The 18,339-nt window shown below is 64.2% G+C and carries 18 protein-coding genes; 16 read left to right on the forward strand and 2 right to left on the reverse strand.

The window, feature by feature from the left end:
- Nucleotides 1–39 precede the first annotated feature (39 nt).
- The 7 genes from ACTJKE_RS26050 to ACTJKE_RS26080 all read left to right on the forward strand — a co-directional run bounded on the left by ACTJKE_RS26050 (nucleotide 40) and on the right by ACTJKE_RS26080 (nucleotide 7,699).
- Nucleotides 40–1,629, forward strand: coding sequence for an ABC transporter substrate-binding protein (locus ACTJKE_RS26050; RefSeq protein ID WP_440692910.1), 1,590 nt, complete (start codon nucleotides 40–42; stop codon nucleotides 1,627–1,629).
- A 131-nt stretch (nucleotides 1,630–1,760) separates the two neighbouring features.
- Entirely contained in the window at nucleotides 1,761–3,755 is a 1,995-nt protein-coding gene (locus ACTJKE_RS26055) for a CocE/NonD family hydrolase (protein WP_440692912.1), read from the forward strand.
- A 120-nt stretch (nucleotides 3,756–3,875) separates the two neighbouring features.
- The gene (locus tag ACTJKE_RS26060; RefSeq protein ID WP_113515172.1) at nucleotides 3,876–4,370 is read left to right on the forward strand and encodes an HPP family protein; all 495 of its coding nucleotides are present in this window, start codon (nucleotides 3,876–3,878) and stop codon (nucleotides 4,368–4,370) included.
- A complete protein-coding gene (locus ACTJKE_RS26065) occupies nucleotides 4,367–4,933 on the forward strand; it encodes a TetR/AcrR family transcriptional regulator (protein ID WP_113515170.1) in 567 nt (188 codons plus the stop codon). The genes ACTJKE_RS26060 and ACTJKE_RS26065 overlap by 4 nt, the downstream gene beginning before the upstream one ends.
- 183 nt (nucleotides 4,934–5,116) lie before the next feature.
- Nucleotides 5,117–5,581 carry an SRPBCC domain-containing protein gene (locus tag ACTJKE_RS26070; RefSeq protein ID WP_440692915.1) on the forward strand — a complete coding sequence of 155 codons (465 nt, stop codon included), beginning with the start codon at nucleotides 5,117–5,119 and terminating at the stop codon, nucleotides 5,579–5,581.
- The gene (locus ACTJKE_RS26075; RefSeq protein WP_440692917.1) at nucleotides 5,574–7,172 is read left to right on the forward strand and encodes an MFS transporter; all 1,599 of its coding nucleotides are present in this window, start codon (nucleotides 5,574–5,576) and stop codon (nucleotides 7,170–7,172) included. Before ACTJKE_RS26070 ends, ACTJKE_RS26075 begins: the two co-directional genes overlap by 8 nt.
- 107 nt (nucleotides 7,173–7,279) lie before the next feature.
- The gene (locus ACTJKE_RS26080) at nucleotides 7,280–7,699 is read left to right on the forward strand and encodes a GFA family protein (protein WP_113133014.1); all 420 of its coding nucleotides are present in this window, start codon (nucleotides 7,280–7,282) and stop codon (nucleotides 7,697–7,699) included.
- A gap of 28 nt (nucleotides 7,700–7,727) precedes the next feature.
- On the opposite strand, the gene ACTJKE_RS26085 is transcribed toward ACTJKE_RS26080, so the two are convergent.
- On the reverse strand, nucleotides 7,728–8,129 hold the full coding sequence (locus tag ACTJKE_RS26085) for an ACT domain-containing protein (RefSeq protein ID WP_440692919.1): 402 nt from the start codon (nucleotides 8,127–8,129) through the stop codon (nucleotides 7,728–7,730).
- A 201-nt stretch (nucleotides 8,130–8,330) separates the two neighbouring features.
- Here ACTJKE_RS26085 and msrA point away from each other — a divergent pair, with 201 nt between their 5' ends.
- Nucleotides 8,331–9,005: a peptide-methionine (S)-S-oxide reductase MsrA gene (gene msrA / locus ACTJKE_RS26090; RefSeq protein ID WP_440692945.1), complete on the forward strand. Its 675-nt coding sequence runs from the start codon at nucleotides 8,331–8,333 to the stop codon at nucleotides 9,003–9,005.
- 56 nt (nucleotides 9,006–9,061) lie between these two features.
- Here msrA and ACTJKE_RS26095 read toward each other — a convergent pair whose 3' ends face one another.
- On the reverse strand, nucleotides 9,062–9,976 hold the full coding sequence (locus ACTJKE_RS26095) for an alpha/beta hydrolase (protein WP_440692947.1): 915 nt from the start codon (nucleotides 9,974–9,976) through the stop codon (nucleotides 9,062–9,064).
- 159 nt (nucleotides 9,977–10,135) lie between these two features.
- On the opposite strand from ACTJKE_RS26095, the gene ACTJKE_RS26100 reads away from it, so the two are divergent.
- The 8 genes from ACTJKE_RS26100 to fhuF all read left to right on the forward strand — a co-directional run bounded on the left by ACTJKE_RS26100 (nucleotide 10,136) and on the right by fhuF (nucleotide 18,331).
- Nucleotides 10,136–11,044, forward strand: a complete 909-nt coding sequence (locus ACTJKE_RS26100; RefSeq protein WP_029742595.1) for a LysR family transcriptional regulator — start codon at nucleotides 10,136–10,138, stop codon at nucleotides 11,042–11,044.
- 160 nt (nucleotides 11,045–11,204) lie between these two features.
- Complete coding sequence (locus ACTJKE_RS26105) at nucleotides 11,205–12,365, forward strand: ABC transporter substrate-binding protein (protein WP_440692921.1); 1,161 nt, start codon at nucleotides 11,205–11,207, stop codon at nucleotides 12,363–12,365.
- 221 nt (nucleotides 12,366–12,586) lie between these two features.
- Complete coding sequence (locus ACTJKE_RS26110) at nucleotides 12,587–13,585, forward strand: ABC transporter ATP-binding protein (protein WP_058326802.1); 999 nt, start codon at nucleotides 12,587–12,589, stop codon at nucleotides 13,583–13,585.
- Complete coding sequence (locus tag ACTJKE_RS26115; RefSeq protein ID WP_057253272.1) at nucleotides 13,582–14,532, forward strand: ABC transporter permease; 951 nt, start codon at nucleotides 13,582–13,584, stop codon at nucleotides 14,530–14,532. Before ACTJKE_RS26110 ends, ACTJKE_RS26115 begins: the two co-directional genes overlap by 4 nt.
- On the forward strand, nucleotides 14,522–15,337 hold the full coding sequence (locus tag ACTJKE_RS26120; protein ID WP_093234399.1) for an ABC transporter permease: 816 nt from the start codon (nucleotides 14,522–14,524) through the stop codon (nucleotides 15,335–15,337). The genes ACTJKE_RS26115 and ACTJKE_RS26120 overlap by 11 nt, the downstream gene beginning before the upstream one ends.
- 24 nt (nucleotides 15,338–15,361) lie before the next feature.
- Nucleotides 15,362–16,789, forward strand: a complete 1,428-nt coding sequence (locus ACTJKE_RS26125) for a gamma-aminobutyraldehyde dehydrogenase (protein ID WP_440692923.1) — start codon at nucleotides 15,362–15,364, stop codon at nucleotides 16,787–16,789.
- A 67-nt stretch (nucleotides 16,790–16,856) separates the two neighbouring features.
- Nucleotides 16,857–17,348, forward strand: coding sequence for an ester cyclase (locus ACTJKE_RS26130; protein ID WP_058321561.1), 492 nt, complete (start codon nucleotides 16,857–16,859; stop codon nucleotides 17,346–17,348).
- Between the two features lie 227 nt (nucleotides 17,349–17,575).
- Nucleotides 17,576–18,331 (forward strand): siderophore-iron reductase FhuF, encoded by a 756-nt coding sequence (gene fhuF, locus ACTJKE_RS26135; RefSeq protein WP_440692925.1) that lies wholly within the window; start codon nucleotides 17,576–17,578, stop codon nucleotides 18,329–18,331.
- Nucleotides 18,332–18,339: the final 8 nt, after the last annotated feature.

An 18,339-nucleotide genomic window follows, 5' to 3' on the forward strand; every position in this document is an offset into this window, starting at 1 on the left:
GGTTTTCCCGATAAACATCTCACCAAAGGGAACCTGGAAATGACCGACTTCACGAAGCGACCCGACGGCCTTCTCGTCCCCGCCGGCATCAGCCGGCGCGGCTTCCTGGCGGGTACCGCAGCGCTCGGACTCGCGGCCGGCCTTGGCGGCACGCTGACCGCCAAGGACGCGCAGGCCCAGGAGCCGAAGCGCGGCGGCCATCTGAAGCTCGGTCTCAAGGGCGGTGCCACCACCGATTCGCTCGACCCCGCCGCCTATAGCGGTTCCGTTTCCTTCGTCATCGGTCACCTCTGGGGCGATACGCTGGTCGAATCCGACCCGAAGACCGGCGCGCCGCTGCCGGCCCTTGCCGAATCCTGGGAGCCTTCGGCCGATGCGTCGCAGTGGACCTTCAAGATCCGCAGCGACGTCAGTTTCCATGACGGCAGCAAGCTGACGGTCGCCGATGTCGTTGCGACCTTGAAGCGCCATGCCGACGAAGGCTCCAAGTCCGGCGCGCTCGGGCTGATGCGGTCGATCAAGACGATCGAGGAAAAGGGCGGCGCGCTGGTGCTGACCTTGACCGAAGGCAATGCCGACCTGCCGCTGCTTCTGACCGATTATCACCTGATCATCCAGCCGCGCGGCGGTGTCGACAACCCGGCCTCGCCCATCGGCACCGGCCCCTACAAGCTTGCAAGCTACGAGGCGGGCCTGCGCGCCACTTTCGAGAAGAACGCCGCTGACTGGCGCTCCGACCGCGGTTTCGTCGACTCGGTCGAGATCATCGTGATGAACGACACGACGGCGCGGATCGCAGCACTCTCGTCCGGCCAGGTCCACTTCATCAACAACATCGACCCGAAGACCGTGCCGCTTTTGAAGCGCGCGCCGCGCGTCGAGATCCTCCGGACCGCCGGCAAGGGCTTCTACAGCTTCCTGATGCATTGCGACACCGCGCCCTTCGACAACAACGACCTCCGGCTGGCGCTGAAATATGCGGTCGACCGCCAGGCGATCCTCGACCGGGTGCTCGGCGGTTTCGGCACGCTCGGCAACGACTATCCCGTCAACGGCAACTACGCGCTGGCGCCTGAGGGCATCGAGCAGCGGGCCTATGATCCGGACAAGGCCGCCTTCCACTTCAAGAAGTCCGGCCACGACCGGCCGATCCTCTTGCGCACCTCCGACGCCGCCTTCCCGGGTGCGGCGGACGCTGCCGTGCTCTTCCAGGAAAGCGCCAGGAAGGCCGGCATCGAGCTGGAAGTGCGGCGCGAGCCGGAGGATGGCTACTGGACCAATGTCTGGAACGTGCAGCCCTTCTGCGCTTCCTACTGGGGCGGTCGGCCGACGCAGGATTCGCGCTACTCGACCTCCTACCTTTCGACCGCCGAATGGAACGACACGCGCTTCAAGCGCGAGGATTTCGACAAGCTGCTGCTCCAGGCCCGCTCCGAGCTTGACGATGCCAAGCGCAAGGAGATGTACCACAGCATGGCGTTGACGGTGCGCGACGAAGGCGGCCTGATCCTGCCGGTCTTCAACGACTACGTGAACGCCGCTTCGGCCTCGCTCAAGGGCTTCGTCGACGACATCGGCAACGACCTTTCCAACGGCTATGTCGCAAGCCGTGTCTGGTTCGACAGCTAAGCAATTCCAGCGAAAGTGCAACGCGGCTTCGCGTCCGGAATTGCGAAAAGCGATGGAGCAATTCCAGCGAAAGCGGGACACTGTTTCGCGTCCCGAATTGCCCGAGAGAACAAAGAGATAGTTAGAACGACATGTCAGAACGTGAATTCACTGTGATCGAAAACGAATGGATCCGGCTGAAGGACGGTACCCGGCTTGCCGCCCGCATCTGGATGCCCACCGGCGCGGGAGCCGCGCCGGTTCCGGCCGTGCTCGAATACCTGCCCTACCGCAAGCAGGGCGGTACGAGCCTGCGTGACGAATCCACCTATCCCGTCTTTGCCGCCGCCGGCATTGCCGGCGTGCGCGTTGACATCAGAGGCTCCGGCGAAAGCGATGGCGTCATCGATGGTGAGTACACGCCGCGCGAACTTTCGGACGGGTGCGAAATCATCGAATGGATCGCGGCGCAGCCCTGGTCCAACGGCAAGGTCGGCATGATGGGCATCTCCTGGGGCGGCTTCAACTGCCTGCAGGTCGCAGCCCTGAAGCCGCCGGCGCTGAAAGCCGTCATCTCCATCGCCTCGACAGTCGACCGCTACAACGACGACATCCACTACAAGAATGGCTGCCACCTTTCCGCCCAGCTTTCCTGGGCGGCGACCATGCTCGGCTACCAGTCGCGCTCGCCCGACCCCGCAATCGTCGGCGACCGCTGGAAGGAAATGTGGATGGAGCGGCTGGAGAACGAGCCCTATTTCATGGAGGAATGGCTGAAGCACCAGCGCCGCGACGCCTTCTGGCAGCACGGCTCGATCGCGGAGGATTTCGGAAGCGTCGAGGTGCCGGCACTCGTCATCGCCGGCTGGGCCGACGGTTACCGCAACACGCCCTTGAAGGCCGTCGAAGGTCTCGGCGACAAGGCGAAGGCCCTGATCGGCCCCTGGGTGCACAAGTACCCGCATTTCGCCTTCCCGAAGCCGCGCGCCGATTTTCATGGCGAGGCGATCCGCTGGTGGAACCGCTGGCTGCGCGACGAGAAGAACGGCGCCGAAGACGGGCCGCAGGTGCGCGCCTACATTCTCGATGGCCCGCGCCCGTCGCTCCGGCGCGACAGCGATCCCGGCCGCTGGGTGGCGAAGGACGCGTGGGCATCGCCGGAGATGCAGCTTTTCGGCGTTTCCCATGACGCGCGGCTGACGCCTTCGGCCGGCGGCACCGGCATCGGCGAGATCTACTTGAAATCGCCGCTCGATACCGGAACGGCAGCCGGCGAGTATTTCACCCTGAAGCCCGACGCCGAAATGGCCGGTGATCAGCGCCTCGACGATGCAGGCTCGCTTGTGTTCGAGACGGCGCCACTGCTCGCCGCCGCCGACTATCTCGGCCAGCCGACGCTGACCGTCGATGTCAGCTGCCAGGCGGCAACGGCCAATCTCGCCGTCCGCCTCGTCGACGTGCATCCGGATGGCACCGCGACCCGCGTCGCCTTCGGCGTCCTGAACCTTGCGCATCGCGACGGCAACGCCCAGCCGCGGCCAATGGAACCGGGTCGCAAGACGCGGGTGACGCTCGTGCTCGACGCCTGTGGCTATCGCTTCCGCGCGGGCAACCGCATTCGCGTGTCGCTCTCCACCTCCTACTGGCCGCTGATCCTGCCATCACCCACGGAGCCGGGCCTCACGATCGACACATCAAGCCTGTCGCTGGCGCTTCCGCTGCTTGGCGCTCACCGCGAAATCGCCGTGCCCGCGCCGGAAAACCCCGATCCGCTGCCGAAATACCGCGAACTGACACGCGGTACATCGAGCCGCACCGTCGAGCGCGACATGACCCATGGCATGACCCACTACCGGATCTACGAGGACACCGGCCTCTCCGAACATCCTGAGACCGGCCTTGCCACCCAGGACATCCGCGACGAAACCTGGTCGATCGCGCCCGACGATCCGCTCTCGATGATCGGAACCTCGACCTGGACCTGTGTCGCCAAGCGCGACGGCTGGTCGGTGCGCACGGTGTCGACCTCGACGCTCCACTGCACCGAAAGCGAGTGGATCACCGAGGCTGAAGTCGTCGCCTATGAGGGTGACAAGCAGATCTTCGAGAAGCACTTCAAGAAGCGCATCCCTCGCGATTTCATGTGAGGTGCGCGCCAGGACCGGGCGGGCCGTTGGCCGCCGCCACACCCGGTCCGGCAGCACTCTCTTGACTTCATCGGTAAGGAGTTGTACCAATCGGTAAACACTTGACCGATTGGTACACAAATGCGCCACTTCTTTTCGCGTCACCAGCCTCCCGTTCATATCAACCGCGGCCTCATCGCCGGCATCGGTGGCCTTGTCGCCATTGCCGCCGTAGGCGCGCTCACCAATCTTGTCGGCCATCCCATGCTGATGGCGCCCTTCGGCGCCAGCTGCGTGCTGATCTTCTCGGTCGCATCAAGCCCATTGTCGCAGCCGGCCAATGTCGTCGGCGGCCATGTCGTCGCCACGCTCGTCGGCCTGATCCTGAGAGCCTTTTTCCCCAACGAATGGTGGGCGGTGGCGATCGCCGTCGGTGCAGCGATCGCGCTGATGGCGGCGCTGCGCATCACCCATCCGCCGGCGGGCGCCAATCCGCTCGTCGTCTTTGCCGCCGATCCCGGTTTCGAGTTCCTGCTCTTCCCGGTGCTGACCGGTTCGCTCATCCTCGTCGCCGTCGGCGCGCTGTTCCACCGTTTTGCCCGGGTCGAGTATCCGCTTGTGAGGAAACCGGCATGAGCCGCATCGTCGCCGAACGTCAGGACGTCATCGCCACGCTGGCGGAAATCTTCCGCGAGCATGGCTATGACGGCACCAGCCTCAGCCTGATCACCGAAAAGACCGGCCTTGGCAAAGGCAGCCTCTACCATTTCTTCCCCGGCGGTAAGGAGGAGATGGCCGAGGCCGTGCTCGGCGATATCGCCGCGTGGTTCCGCACGCACATCTTCGACGCGCTGCGCAACACGGAAAATTCTGAGCAAGCGTTAGAGACGATGTTTGCCGGCGTCGACAGCTATTTCCGCCAGGGCCGCAGACTCTGCCTGATGGGGGTGATCGCCGCAAGCGGCGCCCACGACCGTTTCGCCCGCGAACTCAACGGTTACTTCTCCGACTGGCGCGCCGATCTCGCTGCGACGCTTGAACGCGCCGGCACGCCAAAGGCGGAATGCAACGCGCTCGCCGAGGAAATCGTCGGCGGTATTCAGGGGGCATTGATCCTCGCCCGCAGCCTTGACGACCCCGGCGCCTTCGGCCGGGTGCTCGCCCGGCTGAAGACGCGGTGCCTGCCCGCATCATCGTGAAATGCGAGGGACGGCAAGGACGCCGCCGCGCTACCTGTCCCCCCCCCCCGCCAAATTGACATAAATCAGATCACCGCTTGAGCCTGCCTTGACAAGCGCCTCCGCACGCAGATATTAACCGACAAGTTAAATAACTCTACGGTTAAAGACTGGGCGCGTTGGGGCGCCGAGCGAGGAGGCTTCATGACAGCGGCGACCGCGAACGCAACGCGCAAGGATATCGAACTGGAAATCGTGCGCGACTTCGAAGCGCCGGTGAGCCTCGTCTTCAAGGTCTGGTCGACGCCCGAGCACATGCTGCGCTGGTGGGGACCGCGGGATTTCACGCCGCATTCGGTGACCATGGACTTCCGTCCGGGCGGCGCTTGGCGCGCCTGCATCCGCTCGCCCGAAGGCCAGGACTACTGGATGAGCGGCGTCTATCGCGAAGTGCGCGAGCCCGAAAAGCTCGTCTTCACCTTCGCCTGGGATGAAGACGGCGAGCCCGGCGCCGACACGCTGGTCACGGTTTCCTTTGCCGATATCGGCGGCCGGACACGGCTGACCTTCCAGCAAACACCATTCGAGACCGTCGAGGAGCGCGACTCGCACCAGGAAGGCTGGGGCGAGTGCCTCGAGCGGCTCAAGGATTACGTCGAACATGTCTGAGATCGCAAACCTGCAAAGCGCTGCTACGCCCGCCCCTAGGGCGAGCCGGCGCGAATGGATCGGGCTCGCCGTGCTGGCCCTGCCCTGCATGCTCTATTCCATGGACCTGACCGTGCTGAACCTCGCGGTCCCGCAGCTGACCGAGGAGCTGAAGCCCTCCGCCGCCCAGCTTCTCTGGATCATCGACATCTACGGCTTCATGGTCGCCGGTTCACTGATAACAATGGGAACGCTCGGCGACCGCATCGGCCGCCGGCGGCTGCTGATGATCGGTTCGATCGCCTTCGGCCTCGCCTCGATCTTCGCCGCATTTGCCTGGAACGCCGAAACCTTGATCCTCGCACGTGCCGTGCTCGGCGTCGCGGCCGCAACCCTTGCGCCCTCCACTCTCTCGCTGATCCGCAACATGTTCCTCGACGACAGGCAGCGCACCTTCGCGATCGGCGTCTGGCTTGCCAGCTTCTCGGCCGGCGGCGCCATCGGCCCGGTCGTCGGCGGCCTCATGCTGTCGCAGTTCTGGTGGGGCTCGGTCTTCCTGCTCGCTGTGCCCGTGATGGCGCTCATCCTGGTCCTCGGGCCGATCCTGCTGCCCGAGTTCCGCGATCCCGAGGCCGGCCGGATCGATCTGGTCAGCGCTGCCCAGTCGCTGATATCAGTGCTTTCGGCAATCTACGGCGTGAAGCATATCGCCGAGGCCGGGCTCGACACGACGGCGATCTTCTTCATCCTTCTCGGCATCGCCGTTGCAATCCTGTTTGCACGGCGCCAGCTCCGGCTTGCCGATCCCTTGATCGATCTGAGGCTGTTCAAGACACCCACCTTCAGCGCGGCGCTCGGCGTCAACATCCTCGGCATGTTCGTAGGCTTCGGCGCGTTCCTGTTCGTGGCGCAGTATCTGCAGCTCGTCCTCGGGCTTTCGCCTTTCGTTGCCGGGCTCTGGTCGGTGCCGACAGGCGTCGCGATGATCGTCGCCTCGATGGGGGTGCCGGTGCTTGCCACACGCGTCGCCGCCTCCAATCTGATCGCCTCTGGTTTCGTGCTGGCGGCCGTCGGTTTCGCGATCTGCACCCAGGTCGGCACATCGAGCAGCCCGCTGCTCGTCACGACAGGTCTCGTCGTCCTCTGCCTCGGCTTCGCCTCGATCGGGACGCTGACGACAGACATGATCGTCGGCTCGGCACCGCCGGAACGTGCGGGTGCGGCCTCGGCGATCTCGGAAACCAGCTTTGAATTCGGCGGCGCGCTCGGCATCGCCGTGCTCGGCAGCCTGCTGACCTCGGCCTATCGCGGCCGCATGGACGGGCTGGTGGTAACCGGCCTGCCGGAAGAGACGATCGCCGCGGCCCGGCAGACGCTCGGCGGCGCGGTGGCCGTCGCCGCCGATCTACCGTCGGCTGAAGCCGAGCGTCTATTGACGGCGGCACGTGACGTCTTCACCCAGTCCTTCGCCTTCACCGCCTCGATCTGCGTATTCCTGTCGCTCGCCACCGCGCTCATGGCCTTCCTGCTCCTGCGCAAGGCGAGCGATGACGGCGACGGCAAGGCCACGGCGCTGGTCCACGAGGCAGCGCCCTCGGGCAACGTCGGATAACACCCGCGGCGCAAGTCGCCGCGGCATCAGAACGCAATCAACGCTGCACCCAGCAACGTGGGCCATCGGCCGGCGAACGGTGACATGCGCCCGAAGGGAGGAAACCGATGAAAAAGCTCTATCGCGGTAGCTGCCACTGCCGTGCCGTCACCTTCGAATGCCAGCTCGATCTCGCCCAGGGCGTTCGCCGCTGCAACTGTTCCTTCTGCGCAAAGACACGGATGCAGAAAGCCTTTGCCCTGCGAGAAGAATTCGGGATCACCACCGGCAAGGACAAGCTCACGAGCTATCGGGCCGATAACTCGAGCTGGATCGAGGGCGACGTCGACCACTATTTCTGCAGCCGCTGCGGCGTCCGCCCCTTCTCGCGCGGCTACCACAAGGATTTTCTTGGCCACTTCTACGCAGTCAACGCCGCCTGCCTCGATGGCGTCAGCGACGCGGAACTGGGCGAAGCGCCCATTATCTATGAGAACGGCCGCGCTGACGACCATTTCAACCCACCGGAAGACACGCGCTTCATGTGAGGCGCGGTCCGCCGGGAGTTGTACCGCGTCAGGCGACGGTCAAGGCCCGCAGCGCGTCCAGCGCCCGTTCGGCATCCGCTTCCTGCACGAAGATGTGGTCGTGATAATAGGCCGCGATCACATTGGCGCTGATGCCCTCGCGCGTCAGCGCCGCCGAGACAGCCGCAGTCAGACCAACGGCTTCCAGCGCCGAATGCACGTTGAGCGTGATACGCCGAAGCAGCGGGCCATAGTCTAGCCCCGCATCGTCCGCAGCGCTGCGGCTAAGGACCAGCGTCAGCCCCTCATCCTCGCGATAGGTGGCAAGCGGCTCCAGCGCCTGGTAGCGCGCCTGATCGCGGTAGGCGGCGGTGCAGTAGACATAGGTCTGCGGAAACAGCACCGGGTTCATCGTCGCCAGCAGTTTTGCGAGATCCGTTTCGCCAGCCATGACATCTTCCCCGTTTGCGCATCTGATCGGCTGAAGTGGTAGCGGATCGTCACGTTGGCGTGAAGCACGCGAACGCGATTTGACCATTGTCATTCCCGTGAAAACATGAGGTCATCAAGCGCCCGGAGTGGAAACCGGGCGGTGGAGGAAATGATGGCGTTGAGCAGCAAGTCGGCACATGCCTCTTACACCCCCCTCGGAATGCTGACGGCTACCTTCGCCGCGCTGCTGGCGGCGGTACCGCTCGCCGCCGCCCAGGAACCGGCCGTCGTCATCCCACCGCCCTCGCTCGACGAGAAAGTGTCCGGCACGACGGAGATCGCCGTCTTTGCCGGCGGCTGCTTCTGGGGCGTTCAGGGCGTTTTCCAGCATGTCAAAGGCGTGAAAAAAGCCGTTTCGGGCTATTCCGGCGGCAGCGCCGCGACCGCCGACTACGAGACGGTCAGCGGCGGCAAGACCGGCCACGCGGAATCAGTGGAGATCATCTACGATCCGCGCGAGGTGACCTATGGAGGACTGTTGCAGGTCTTCTTCTCCGTCGCCCACAACCCGACACAGCTCAATTACCAGGGCCCTGACCATGGCACCCAATACCGGTCGGCGCTCTTTGCCGTCACGGATGAGCAGAAGCGCATCGCCGACGCCTATATCGCCGAACTCGGCAAGTCACGCGCCTTCCCCGCGGCGATCGTTACGGAAGTCTCACCCTTTAGGGGATTCTACGCCGCCGAGGACTATCATCAGGATTTCCTGACGCGAAATCCGACGCACCCCTATATCGTCTACAACGACATGCCGAAGATCGAGAACTTGCGGGCGCTCTTCCCGCAGGCCTTCCGGGCAAACCCCGTGCTGGTGTTCAAGGCGAAGAGCTAGCACTGATAGAAATAGCGTGACGCAGCTTTCCTCCCGGAACGGCAACGCACCAATTGTCAGCGGGTTCCTGCAAGTACCGCCACGCCCTCGGCCAGCCGCCGAAACCCTTCCCGCGCGCCGTCGCTCATGTGCCGCGCCCGCAGCCAGGCGTGGATCATCTGCGGCTCTTCGCGGAAGGTGACGTTGACGCCGACCGTGGCAAGGCGCGCGGCATAGAAGCGCGCGTCATCGCGCAGGGGATCGAAGAAGGCGCCGGTGATATAGGTCGGCGGCAAGCCCGAGAGATCCTTTTCCGCCAAGGGCGCTGCGAAGGGATTGTCGGCAGGCGCCTGCAGGATCTTGCGATAATAACTGGTATCGGCGGTCGTCAGCCCTGGCGCCTCGGCCATCTCCACATAGGAGCCGGACACGAGGTCGCCACCGAGACCCGGATAGATCAGCACCTGGCCGACGATGCCGGCGAGCCCCTCCGCTCGCGCCTTGAGCACGATGCCGGCCGTGAGATTGCCACCGGCGCTGTCGCCGGCAACGACGACCGGGCGACCATCGGCGAGCAACTCCTGCAGCACCGCATAACAATCCTCGAAGGCCGCTGGCCAGACATGCTCGGGCGCCAGGCGATAATCGACCGATACCAGCTCTGCCCCAGCAAAATCCGCCAGCTCGGCGCAGATCGCATCATGGCTGTTAAGCGAACCGACGACGAAGCCGCCGCCATGGATGTAGTAGATGCGGGTCTTCGTCGAAACGGTTGCCGGCCAATAGCGCCGGATCGGGATGCGGCCATCGACGAGCCTATCCTCGCGGGTGAGACCGGCCGGGCTCGGCGCATCGAATTCGGCGCAAAGCGCGTCGTACCATTGGCGCTGCTGCTCGATCGAGGCATCGACCGCATCGGCCGGATAGAACGCCTCGCAGCGGCGGTGAAAGGCGAGGATCCCCTCCTCCGTCGGCATCGGCCGCTTCGTCATCTGGTCCACATCGTCCTCCTCTCATCCCGCTTTCGCGCCAGCTTAGCATCGGCACGCCCGCTCCCTGTTCGAAAACCGACATGACAGGAAAAAATCACCGACCGATCCGCTTGCGTTTCGGCGCTTGCCAGCCCTGCCCCGCACCTATTAACTCGCGCCATGGCCTTCACATTTCGACAGTTGCAGTATTTCGTCGCCGTCGCCGAGCAGGGTTCGATCACCCGTGCGGCGCAGAACCTTTCGATCTCGCAATCCTCGATCACCGAGGCGATCAAGGAGCTCGAAGGCGATCTCGGCGTCGAGCTCTTCGACCGCCATCCGCGCGGCCTGTCGATCACCCATAACGGCCACCAGTTCCTGCGCCACGCCACCAAGATCCTCTCCAATGTCTCCGACGCCCGACGCAGCTTTTCCGACAGCCGCGAGGAAACCGGCGGCAAGCTCAATCTTGGGGTCACCTCGCTTGTTGCCGGCTACGTGCTCTCCGATCTCTTGGCCCGCTATCGCCGCGCCTGCCCCGGCGTCGAGGTCAGCGCCATCGAGGACAACGGCTCCTATCTCGAACATCTGTTGATCGGCGGCGAGCTCGACGTCGCCGTCATGGTCATCTCCAACCTGCGCGATCGCATGGCGCTGCAGGCCGAAATCCTCGAGACATCGCCCTATCGTCTCTGGCTGCCGATCGGCCACCCTCTGGTCAGCGCCGACATCATCTCCGTCAGCGATATCGCCAAGGAACCGCTGATCATGCTGACGGTGGATGAAATCGAGGAGAACACCGGCAAATTGCTGTCGGCACTCGGCGCACGCCCGCATGTCGCCTTCCGCACCCGCTCGGTGGAAGCGGTGCGCAGCCTGGTGGCGACAGGCGCCGGCATCGCGCTCCTGCCCGATCTCGTCTACCGCCCCTGGTCGCTCGAAGGTGACCGCATCGAAAGCCGCGACGTCTCGGGCGCGCTGCCCGTCGTGCAGGTCGGCATGGTCTGGCGCAAAGGCTCCGGCCTGCCGCAATCGGCACGCGATTTCGTCGGCATCGCCGAGGCGCTCAGAAGCGCCCGCCCACGTTAACCCGCTGGATTTGTTTGCTTTCAGGCCGCTTCGGAGCGTTGATATCGGAAAAACCGAAAGCGACATTCTGTTTAATGAATTTGCGAATGCGGAGAAATCAAGGCACGCTTCATTCTGGGAACGAAGCCGTAAAATGCGGCTCAAAACTGGGAGAATTCAGATGAAGCAGATGCTTAAATCCTGCACGGCATTGACCCTGTCGCTTGGCCTTGTTGCCCCGGCATTCGCGCAGGAGCCGCTGAAGGAACTCGGCAAGGGTGAAGGCGAACTCTCCATCGTTGCCTGGGCCGGCTACATCGAGCGCGGCGACACCGACAAGAACTACGACTGGGTCACGGATTTCGAAAAGCAGACCGGATGCAAGGTCTCGGTCAAGACGGCGGCGACCTCGGACGAAATGGTCGCGCTGATGAACGAAGGCGGCTTCGACCTCGTCACCGCCTCCGGCGACGCGTCGCTGCGCCTCGTTGCCGGCAAGCGCGTCCAGCCTGTTAACACCGACCTGATCCCGAGCTGGAAGACGATCGACGAGCGCATGCAGAACGCGCCGTGGTTCACGGTCAACGGCGTTCATTACGGCGTACCCTATGTCTGGGGCCCGAACGTGCTGATGTACAACAAGGATGCCTTCAAGGGCGAAGCGCCGAAGAGCTGGAGTGTCGTCTTCGAGGAAATGAACCTGCCCGACGGCAAGTCCAACAAGGGCCGCGTCCAGGCCTATGACGGCCCGATCCATGTGGCCGACGCCGCCAACTACCTGATGGCCCACAAGCCCGAGCTCGGCATCAAGAATCCCTACGAACTCAACGAAGACCAGTACAAGGCGGCCCTCGATCTGCTTCGCGGCCAGCGTAAGCTGGTCGGCCGCTACTGGCACGACGCGATGATCCAGATCGACGACTTCAAGAACGAAGGCGTCGTCGCCTCCGGCTCCTGGCCGTTCCAGGTCAACCTGATGGAAGCCGAAAAGCTGCCGATCTCTTCGACCATTCCGGAAGAAGGCGTCACCGGATGGGCGGATACGACCATGCTGCATGCCGAAAGCGCCCATCCGAACTGCGCCTATATGTGGATGGAGCACTCGCTGTCGCCGAAGGTGCAGGGCGACGTCTCCGCCTGGTTCGGCGCAAACCCGTCCGTCGGTGCCGCCTGCAAGGGCAACGACCTTTTGACCGACGCCGGCTGCAAGACCAATGGCTATGAGGACTTCGACAAGGTCAAGTTCTGGAAGACGCCGGTTACGAAGTGCGAAAGCCAGGGCGAATGCGTGCCCTATCACCGCTGGGTCTCCGACTACATCGGCGTGATCGGCGGTCGCTGAGCCGCAACCGCATAGCAAGCATTTGCCCCTCACCCTGGCCCTCTCCCCGCACGCGGGGAGAGGGAACGCCCCCGGCCAAGCCTCGGGCGTGACCTTTGAGGCAAGACGCCCGCCACGAGTCCCCTTCGCCCCGCCTGCGGGGAGAAGGTGCCCGGCAGGGCGGATGAGGGACGCTTCCCCTCACCGCGGGGATGAGGGGCCACACTTTCCGGAGTACTTCAATGACCACCGCCGTTCTCTTCGACAATGTTTCCCGCCACTTCGGCGCCGTGCGCGCCGTCGATGGCGTGAACCTCGAAATCGCCGAGGGCGAATTCTTCGCCATGCTCGGTCCCTCCGGCTCGGGCAAGACCACGTGTCTTCGCCTGATGGCCGGCTTCGAGCAGCCGACCGGCGGCCATATCGAGATCTTCGGCGAGACGGCCGAGGGCGTGCCGCCCTATCGGCGCAGCGTCAACACGGTGTTTCAGGACTACGCCCTCTTTCCGCATCTCTCGATCCTCGACAACGTCGCCTACGGGCTGATGGTCAAGGGCGTCGGCCGCGAGGAACGCCGCAAGGCTGCCGAGGACGCGCTCGCCATGGTCAAGCTGCCCGGCTACGGCACCCGCCGCCCCGGACAACTCTCCGGCGGCCAGCGCCAGCGTGTGGCGCTCGCCCGCGCGCTCGTCAACAAGCCCAAGGTGCTTTTGCTCGACGAACCGCTCGGCGCGCTTGATCTGAAGCTGCGCGAGCAGATGCAAGAGGAACTGAAGAGCCTGCAGAAATCACTCGGCATCACCTTCGTCTTCGTCACCCACGACCAGGGCGAAGCACTGTCGATGGCCGACCGCATCGCCGTCTTCAACGATGGCCGCATCCAGCAGCTCGGCAGCCCGGAAGACGTCTACAAGCAGCCGAAGACCCGCTTCGTCGCCGATTTCGTCGGTTCGTCCAACGTACTGCCGGCGAAACTCTGCCAGCGGCTCGGCCTGAAGGCGCCCGCAGCCAGCCTGCGCCCGGAGGCGATCTCCATCTCCACCCCGTGGACCGGCGCGCTCAGCCTTTCGGGCACCGTCTCGGCCCATAGTTTCCTCGGCGCCGTCAACCGCGTCGTCGTCGATGTCGACGGCGCCCGCGTCGCCGTCGCCAGCCCCGCAGCGCTCACGGTGCCTGCGGTCGGCAGCCCCGTCACCATCAGCTTCGCCGCCGACGAGCTGCACCCGATGGAGGACGCATGACCGCCTTTGCCGAACCCCTCGTCCTACCTGAGCGCCGCGGTCCCGCCGGCCGCCTGTCGGACTTTTTCTGGAAGCACCCGCATCTGCTTCTGACGGTGATGCTTGCGCCGCCGCTGCTCTGGCTCGGCGTCGTCTATCTGGGCTCGCTCTTTGCGCTGTTGCTGCAGAGCTTCTTCTCGATCGACGATTTCTCCGGCCTGATCAATTACGAGTTCACGCTGGCGACCTATCGCCAGCTTTTGAGCGAAACCAATCTCGACATCATCCTGCGCACGGTGACGATGGCGGCCACCGTCACGCTCGCTTCCGCCGTCATCGCCTTCCCGATCGCCTATTACGCGGCGCGCTACGCGCAGGGAAAATGGAAGGTGCTCTTCTATCTCGGCGTCATGCTGCCGCTCTGGTCGAGCTATCTGGTCAAGATCTACGCCTGGAAGCTGATCCTCGCCAAGGAAGGCATCCTCACCTGGATCTTCGAAAAGCTGCACCTGCTCTGGCTGCTCGACGGTTGGCTGTCGCTTCCCGTCGTCGGCGGCAACTCGCTCTCGGTCAGCTATACCGGCACCTTCATCGTCTTCGTCTATGTCTGGCTGCCCTTCATGATCCTGCCGATCCAGGCAGCGCTCGAGCGCGTACCGGGCAACCTGATTGAGGCTTCCTCGGATCTCGGCGGCACGCCGGCGCAGACCTTCCGTCACGTGCTCTTTCCCTTAGCGCTGCCGGGCATCGTCGCCGGCTCGATCTTCACCTTCTCGCTGACGCTCGGCGACTACATCATCCCGCAGATCGTCGGCTCGTCCCGGCTGTTCATCGGCCAGGCGGTCTATGCTCAGCAGGGCACCGCCGGCAACATCCCGCTCGCCGCCGCCTTCACGGTGGTGCCGATCGTCATCATGGGCGCCTACCTGTTTGTGGCCAAACGCATGGGGGCTTTCGATGCGCTCTGATCGCTTGAACCGCTCGCCAATGGGCTTGAAGATGGCGGCCGCCGCCGGCCTCGCCTTCCTGCACCTGCCGATCCTGTTGATCTTCCTCTACGCCTTCACGACGGAGGAGAAGAGCTACCAGTTCCCGCCGCCGGGGCTGACCGCGCAATGGTTCGCCGTTGCCTGGAACCGGCCCGACGTCTGGGCGGCGCTGACGCTCTCGGTCAAGGTCGCCGCGATCGCCACGTCGGTGGCGCTGGTGCTCGGCACGCTCTGTGCGGCCGCCGTCAGCCAGACGCGCTTCTTCGGCCGCGAGACGATCTCGCTGCTTGTCATCCTGCCGATCGCGCTGCCCGGCATCATCACCGGCATTGCGCTTCGCTCCGCCTTCTCGATGGCCGATATCCCCTTCTCCTTCTGGACCATCGTTCTCGGCCACGCGACGTTCTGCATCGTCGTCGTCTACAACAATGCGGTCGCCCGCTTCCGGCGGATATCGGGCTCGCTGATCGAAGCCTCGATGGATCTCGGCGCCGACGGCTTCCAGACCTTCCGCCACATCATCCTGCCGAACATCGGCACGGCGCTGCTCGCCGGCGGCATGCTCGCCTTCGCGCTGTCCTTCGACGAGGTGATCGTCACCACCTTTACCGCCGGCCAGCAATCCACCCTGCCGATCTGGATGCTCGAAGAGCTGATCCGCCCGCGCCAGCGGCCGGTGACCAACGTCGTCGCCATGGTCGTGGTGCTCGTCACCTTCCTGCCGATCCTCGGCGCCTACTACCTCACCCGCGACGGCGACCAGATCGCCGGCGCCGGCAAATAACTCGACTATCAAGGGAGAACAGACATGGACACCCAACTGCTGATCGGATCGCGCTTCGAGGCCGGCACCGAGGCCGACGAACACATCCTGAACCCGCGGACGGGCGGCAAGATCGTCGACCTGCCGGAAGCCTCGCATACCCAGGTCGAGGCGGCCGTGGACGCGGCCGAAAGCGCCTTCACCACCTGGTCGCAGACCACACCCGCCGAACGCTCCAACTATCTGCTCAAGATCGCCGACGCGATCGAGAAGGATGCCGACGGCTTTGCAGCCCTTGAGGCGCTGAACTGCGGCAAGCCGATCAATGCGGTGAAGAACGACGAACTGCCGGCGATCGTCGACTGCTGGCGCTTCTTCGCCGGCGCCGTGCGCAACCTTCATGCGCCGACGGCTGGCGAATATCTGCCCGGCCACACCTCGATGATCCGACGCGACCCAATCGGCATCGTCGGCTCGATCGCCCCCTGGAACTATCCGCTGATGATGATGGCCTGGAAGCTGGCGCCAGCGATCGCCGGCGGCAACACCGTCGTCTTCAAGCCCTCCGAGCAGACTCCGCTAACGGCGCTGAAGCTTGCCCGTGTGCTCGCCGACATCCTGCCGGAAGGCGTCGTCAACGTCATTTCCGGCCGTGGCGAAACCGTCGGCAATGCGCTGATCAACCATCCGAAGATCTCGATGGTCTCGATCACCGGCGACATTGCCACCGGCAAGAAGGTGCTGGCGGCCGCCGCCAAGACCGTCAAGCGCACGCATCTGGAGCTCGGCGGCAAGGCCCCTGTTATCGTCTATGACGACGCCGATCTCGAAGCGGTGGTCAATGGCATCCGCACCTTCGGCTACTACAATGCCGGCCAGGACTGCACCGCCGCCTGCCGCATCTATGCCGAGGCCGGCATCTACGAAAAGCTGGTCGCCGACCTCACCTCGGCCGTCTCGACCATCCGCTACAATCTTGCCGACGACACCGAAAACGAGATCGGCCCGCTGATTTCGCGCCGCCAGCGCGATCGCGTTGCAAGCTTCGTCGAGCGTGCCGCCGACCAGAAGCACATAGAGATCACCACCGGCGGCAGCGCCGGCAGCAGCGATGGCTTCTTCTTCCAGCCGACCGTGGTCGCCGGTGCCACCCAGGAGGACGAGATCGTCCGCCGCGAAGTCTTCGGCCCGGTTGTCTCGATCACCCGCTTCACCGGCAAGGACGATGCGATCGCCTGGGCCAATGACAGCGACTACGGCCTCGCCTCCTCCGTCTGGACCAAGGACATCTCCCGGGCGATGAAGGCAGCCTCGCGGCTGCAATACGGCTGCACCTGGATCAACACCCATTTCATGCTGACCAACGAGATGCCGCATGGCGGCGTCAAGCAATCGGGCTACGGCAAGGACATGTCGGTCTATGCGCTCGAGGACTACACCGCCGTTCGCCACATCATGATCAACCACGGCTGAGGCGCACACGCGCCTGAGCTCGGCTCGCATATCGCATGCAAACGAAAACAAACGGGAGAAGTTTGCCATGTACCGCCGTCAATTGCTTGTTGCTGCAGGCGCTCTGAGCCTCAGCGCCCTGGTGCTCTCGCCGGCGGCCTTCGCCGCCGACGCGGCGCCGGATGTGGTCGCGGCCTATGTCGCAGCCTGGAACGCCCATGACTCGGCCAAGGCCGCATCCTACTTCGCCGACGACGTGACCTATTACGACGCGTCCGTCGGCAAGCCGGTAACCGGGAAAGATGCCGCCAAGACCGGCGTCATCGACAACTTCCTGAACGCCGTTCCCGATGCGGTCTGGACCATGAAAGGCGACCCGATCGCTGCCGGCGACAAGGTCTCCTTCGAATGGGAATTCTCCGGCACCAATTCGGGCGCCTGGGCCGATGGCACGGCCGCAACCAACAAGAGCTTCAAGTTCACCGGCGCTTCGGTCCTCACCATCAAGGACGGCAAGATCGCCTCCCAGAACGACTATTACGACGCCCTCGGCTTCTACAAGCAGCTCGGCTTGATGTAACTGGCCTTGCACATTGGCAGCCGCAGGCTCCGGCTTGCGGCTACTCGCTTCTTTTGCCCACAAATCATGATTGCAAAACTCATAAATAACTTGCGTCGCAAATAATCTTGAGTAACACGATCACCTTATGAGTTTCTGACCGCGCTCAGAAGGTGTCGCATGCTTGCAGGACGGCGTTCTTTTACGGCTGAGTTTCCGATCGGGCTTGCCCGCGCGCGGGTGACGCCATGACGGCTGCCGTTTCCGAACCAGTCGTCGCGACAGGTGGTCCCAAGGCGCTGTCGGCCGCCTTTGCCGGCACCCATGCCTGGTGCAACGAGAAGATGGTGCTCTCGGACGGACTCTCCGACGGCGTTGCGCTACCGGACTTCTTCGCCTCTGGCGCCTTCGACCGGGCGCTCGACGTCTACACGGAAAAATCCGGAGCCAGCGATCGGCGCGCCGTCGCCTCCATGTGGTCGCTCTATTATTTCTCGAGCCTCACCATCCCCTATCTGGTGGCGCGCGTGCTCGACCATCAGGTGCTCCCCGTCACGTTCGATCAGATGAAAGTGGCGCTTGCCGAAGACGGCCTGCCCCGAACCTTCGGCGTCGCCACATCGGGCGACTGGCAGGCGGGCGATGATGCCGACGTCTTCGCGACGCTCGCGCCGCTGATGCAAGGGCACCTGCGCGAGGTCGTCGGTTACCTCAAGTCCGTCGGCGGCATCGCCCCGAAACTCGCCTGGAACAATGCGCTCGTCTACATCGACTATGCGCTGCGGGCCTCCGGCATCGAGCCGCTGAACGCCCAGGCCGATGCCCTCATCGGCAGCAAGTCCCTGCCGGACGGCACGCCCAATCCCTTCTTCGATTGCCTGCGTCACGAGGAAGAGGACGGCGCTCGCGTGTGCCGCCGCAAGATCTGCTGCCTGCGCTACCTGCTGCCCGGCGTGCCGAGTTGCGGCAGCCTCTGCGCCCTTCCCAGCCAAAGGAACCAATAGGCTTGCTT

This window comes from Ensifer sp. 22521, from assembly GCF_052044795.1.
Classification (GTDB): domain Bacteria; phylum Pseudomonadota; class Alphaproteobacteria; order Rhizobiales; family Rhizobiaceae; genus Ensifer.

Excerpts from the sequence above, each read along its gene's own strand:
- ACTJKE_RS26050 (WP_440692910.1), top strand. The coding sequence starts at position 40 with ATGACCGACTTCACGAAGCGACCCGACGGCCTTCTCGTCCCCGCCGGC.
- ACTJKE_RS26055 (WP_440692912.1), top strand. The coding sequence starts at position 1,761 with ATGTCAGAACGTGAATTCACTGTGATCGAAAACGAATGGATCCGGCTG.
- ACTJKE_RS26060 (WP_113515172.1), top strand. The coding sequence starts at position 3,876 with ATGCGCCACTTCTTTTCGCGTCACCAGCCTCCCGTTCATATCAACCGC.
- ACTJKE_RS26065 (WP_113515170.1), top strand. The coding sequence starts at position 4,367 with ATGAGCCGCATCGTCGCCGAACGTCAGGACGTCATCGCCACGCTGGCG.
- ACTJKE_RS26070 (WP_440692915.1), top strand. The coding sequence starts at position 5,117 with ATGACAGCGGCGACCGCGAACGCAACGCGCAAGGATATCGAACTGGAA.
- ACTJKE_RS26075 (WP_440692917.1), top strand. The coding sequence starts at position 5,574 with ATGTCTGAGATCGCAAACCTGCAAAGCGCTGCTACGCCCGCCCCTAGG.
- ACTJKE_RS26080 (WP_113133014.1), top strand. The coding sequence starts at position 7,280 with ATGAAAAAGCTCTATCGCGGTAGCTGCCACTGCCGTGCCGTCACCTTC.
- ACTJKE_RS26085 (WP_440692919.1), bottom strand. The coding sequence starts at position 8,129 with ATGGCTGGCGAAACGGATCTCGCAAAACTGCTGGCGACGATGAACCCG.
- msrA (WP_440692945.1), top strand. The coding sequence starts at position 8,331 with ATGCTGACGGCTACCTTCGCCGCGCTGCTGGCGGCGGTACCGCTCGCC.
- ACTJKE_RS26095 (WP_440692947.1), bottom strand. The coding sequence starts at position 9,976 with ATGACGAAGCGGCCGATGCCGACGGAGGAGGGGATCCTCGCCTTTCAC.
- ACTJKE_RS26100 (WP_029742595.1), top strand. The coding sequence starts at position 10,136 with ATGGCCTTCACATTTCGACAGTTGCAGTATTTCGTCGCCGTCGCCGAG.
- ACTJKE_RS26105 (WP_440692921.1), top strand. The coding sequence starts at position 11,205 with ATGAAGCAGATGCTTAAATCCTGCACGGCATTGACCCTGTCGCTTGGC.
- ACTJKE_RS26110 (WP_058326802.1), top strand. The coding sequence starts at position 12,587 with ATGACCACCGCCGTTCTCTTCGACAATGTTTCCCGCCACTTCGGCGCC.
- ACTJKE_RS26115 (WP_057253272.1), top strand. The coding sequence starts at position 13,582 with ATGACCGCCTTTGCCGAACCCCTCGTCCTACCTGAGCGCCGCGGTCCC.
- ACTJKE_RS26120 (WP_093234399.1), top strand. The coding sequence starts at position 14,522 with ATGCGCTCTGATCGCTTGAACCGCTCGCCAATGGGCTTGAAGATGGCG.
- ACTJKE_RS26125 (WP_440692923.1), top strand. The coding sequence starts at position 15,362 with ATGGACACCCAACTGCTGATCGGATCGCGCTTCGAGGCCGGCACCGAG.
- ACTJKE_RS26130 (WP_058321561.1), top strand. The coding sequence starts at position 16,857 with ATGTACCGCCGTCAATTGCTTGTTGCTGCAGGCGCTCTGAGCCTCAGC.
- fhuF (WP_440692925.1), top strand. The coding sequence starts at position 17,576 with ATGACGGCTGCCGTTTCCGAACCAGTCGTCGCGACAGGTGGTCCCAAG.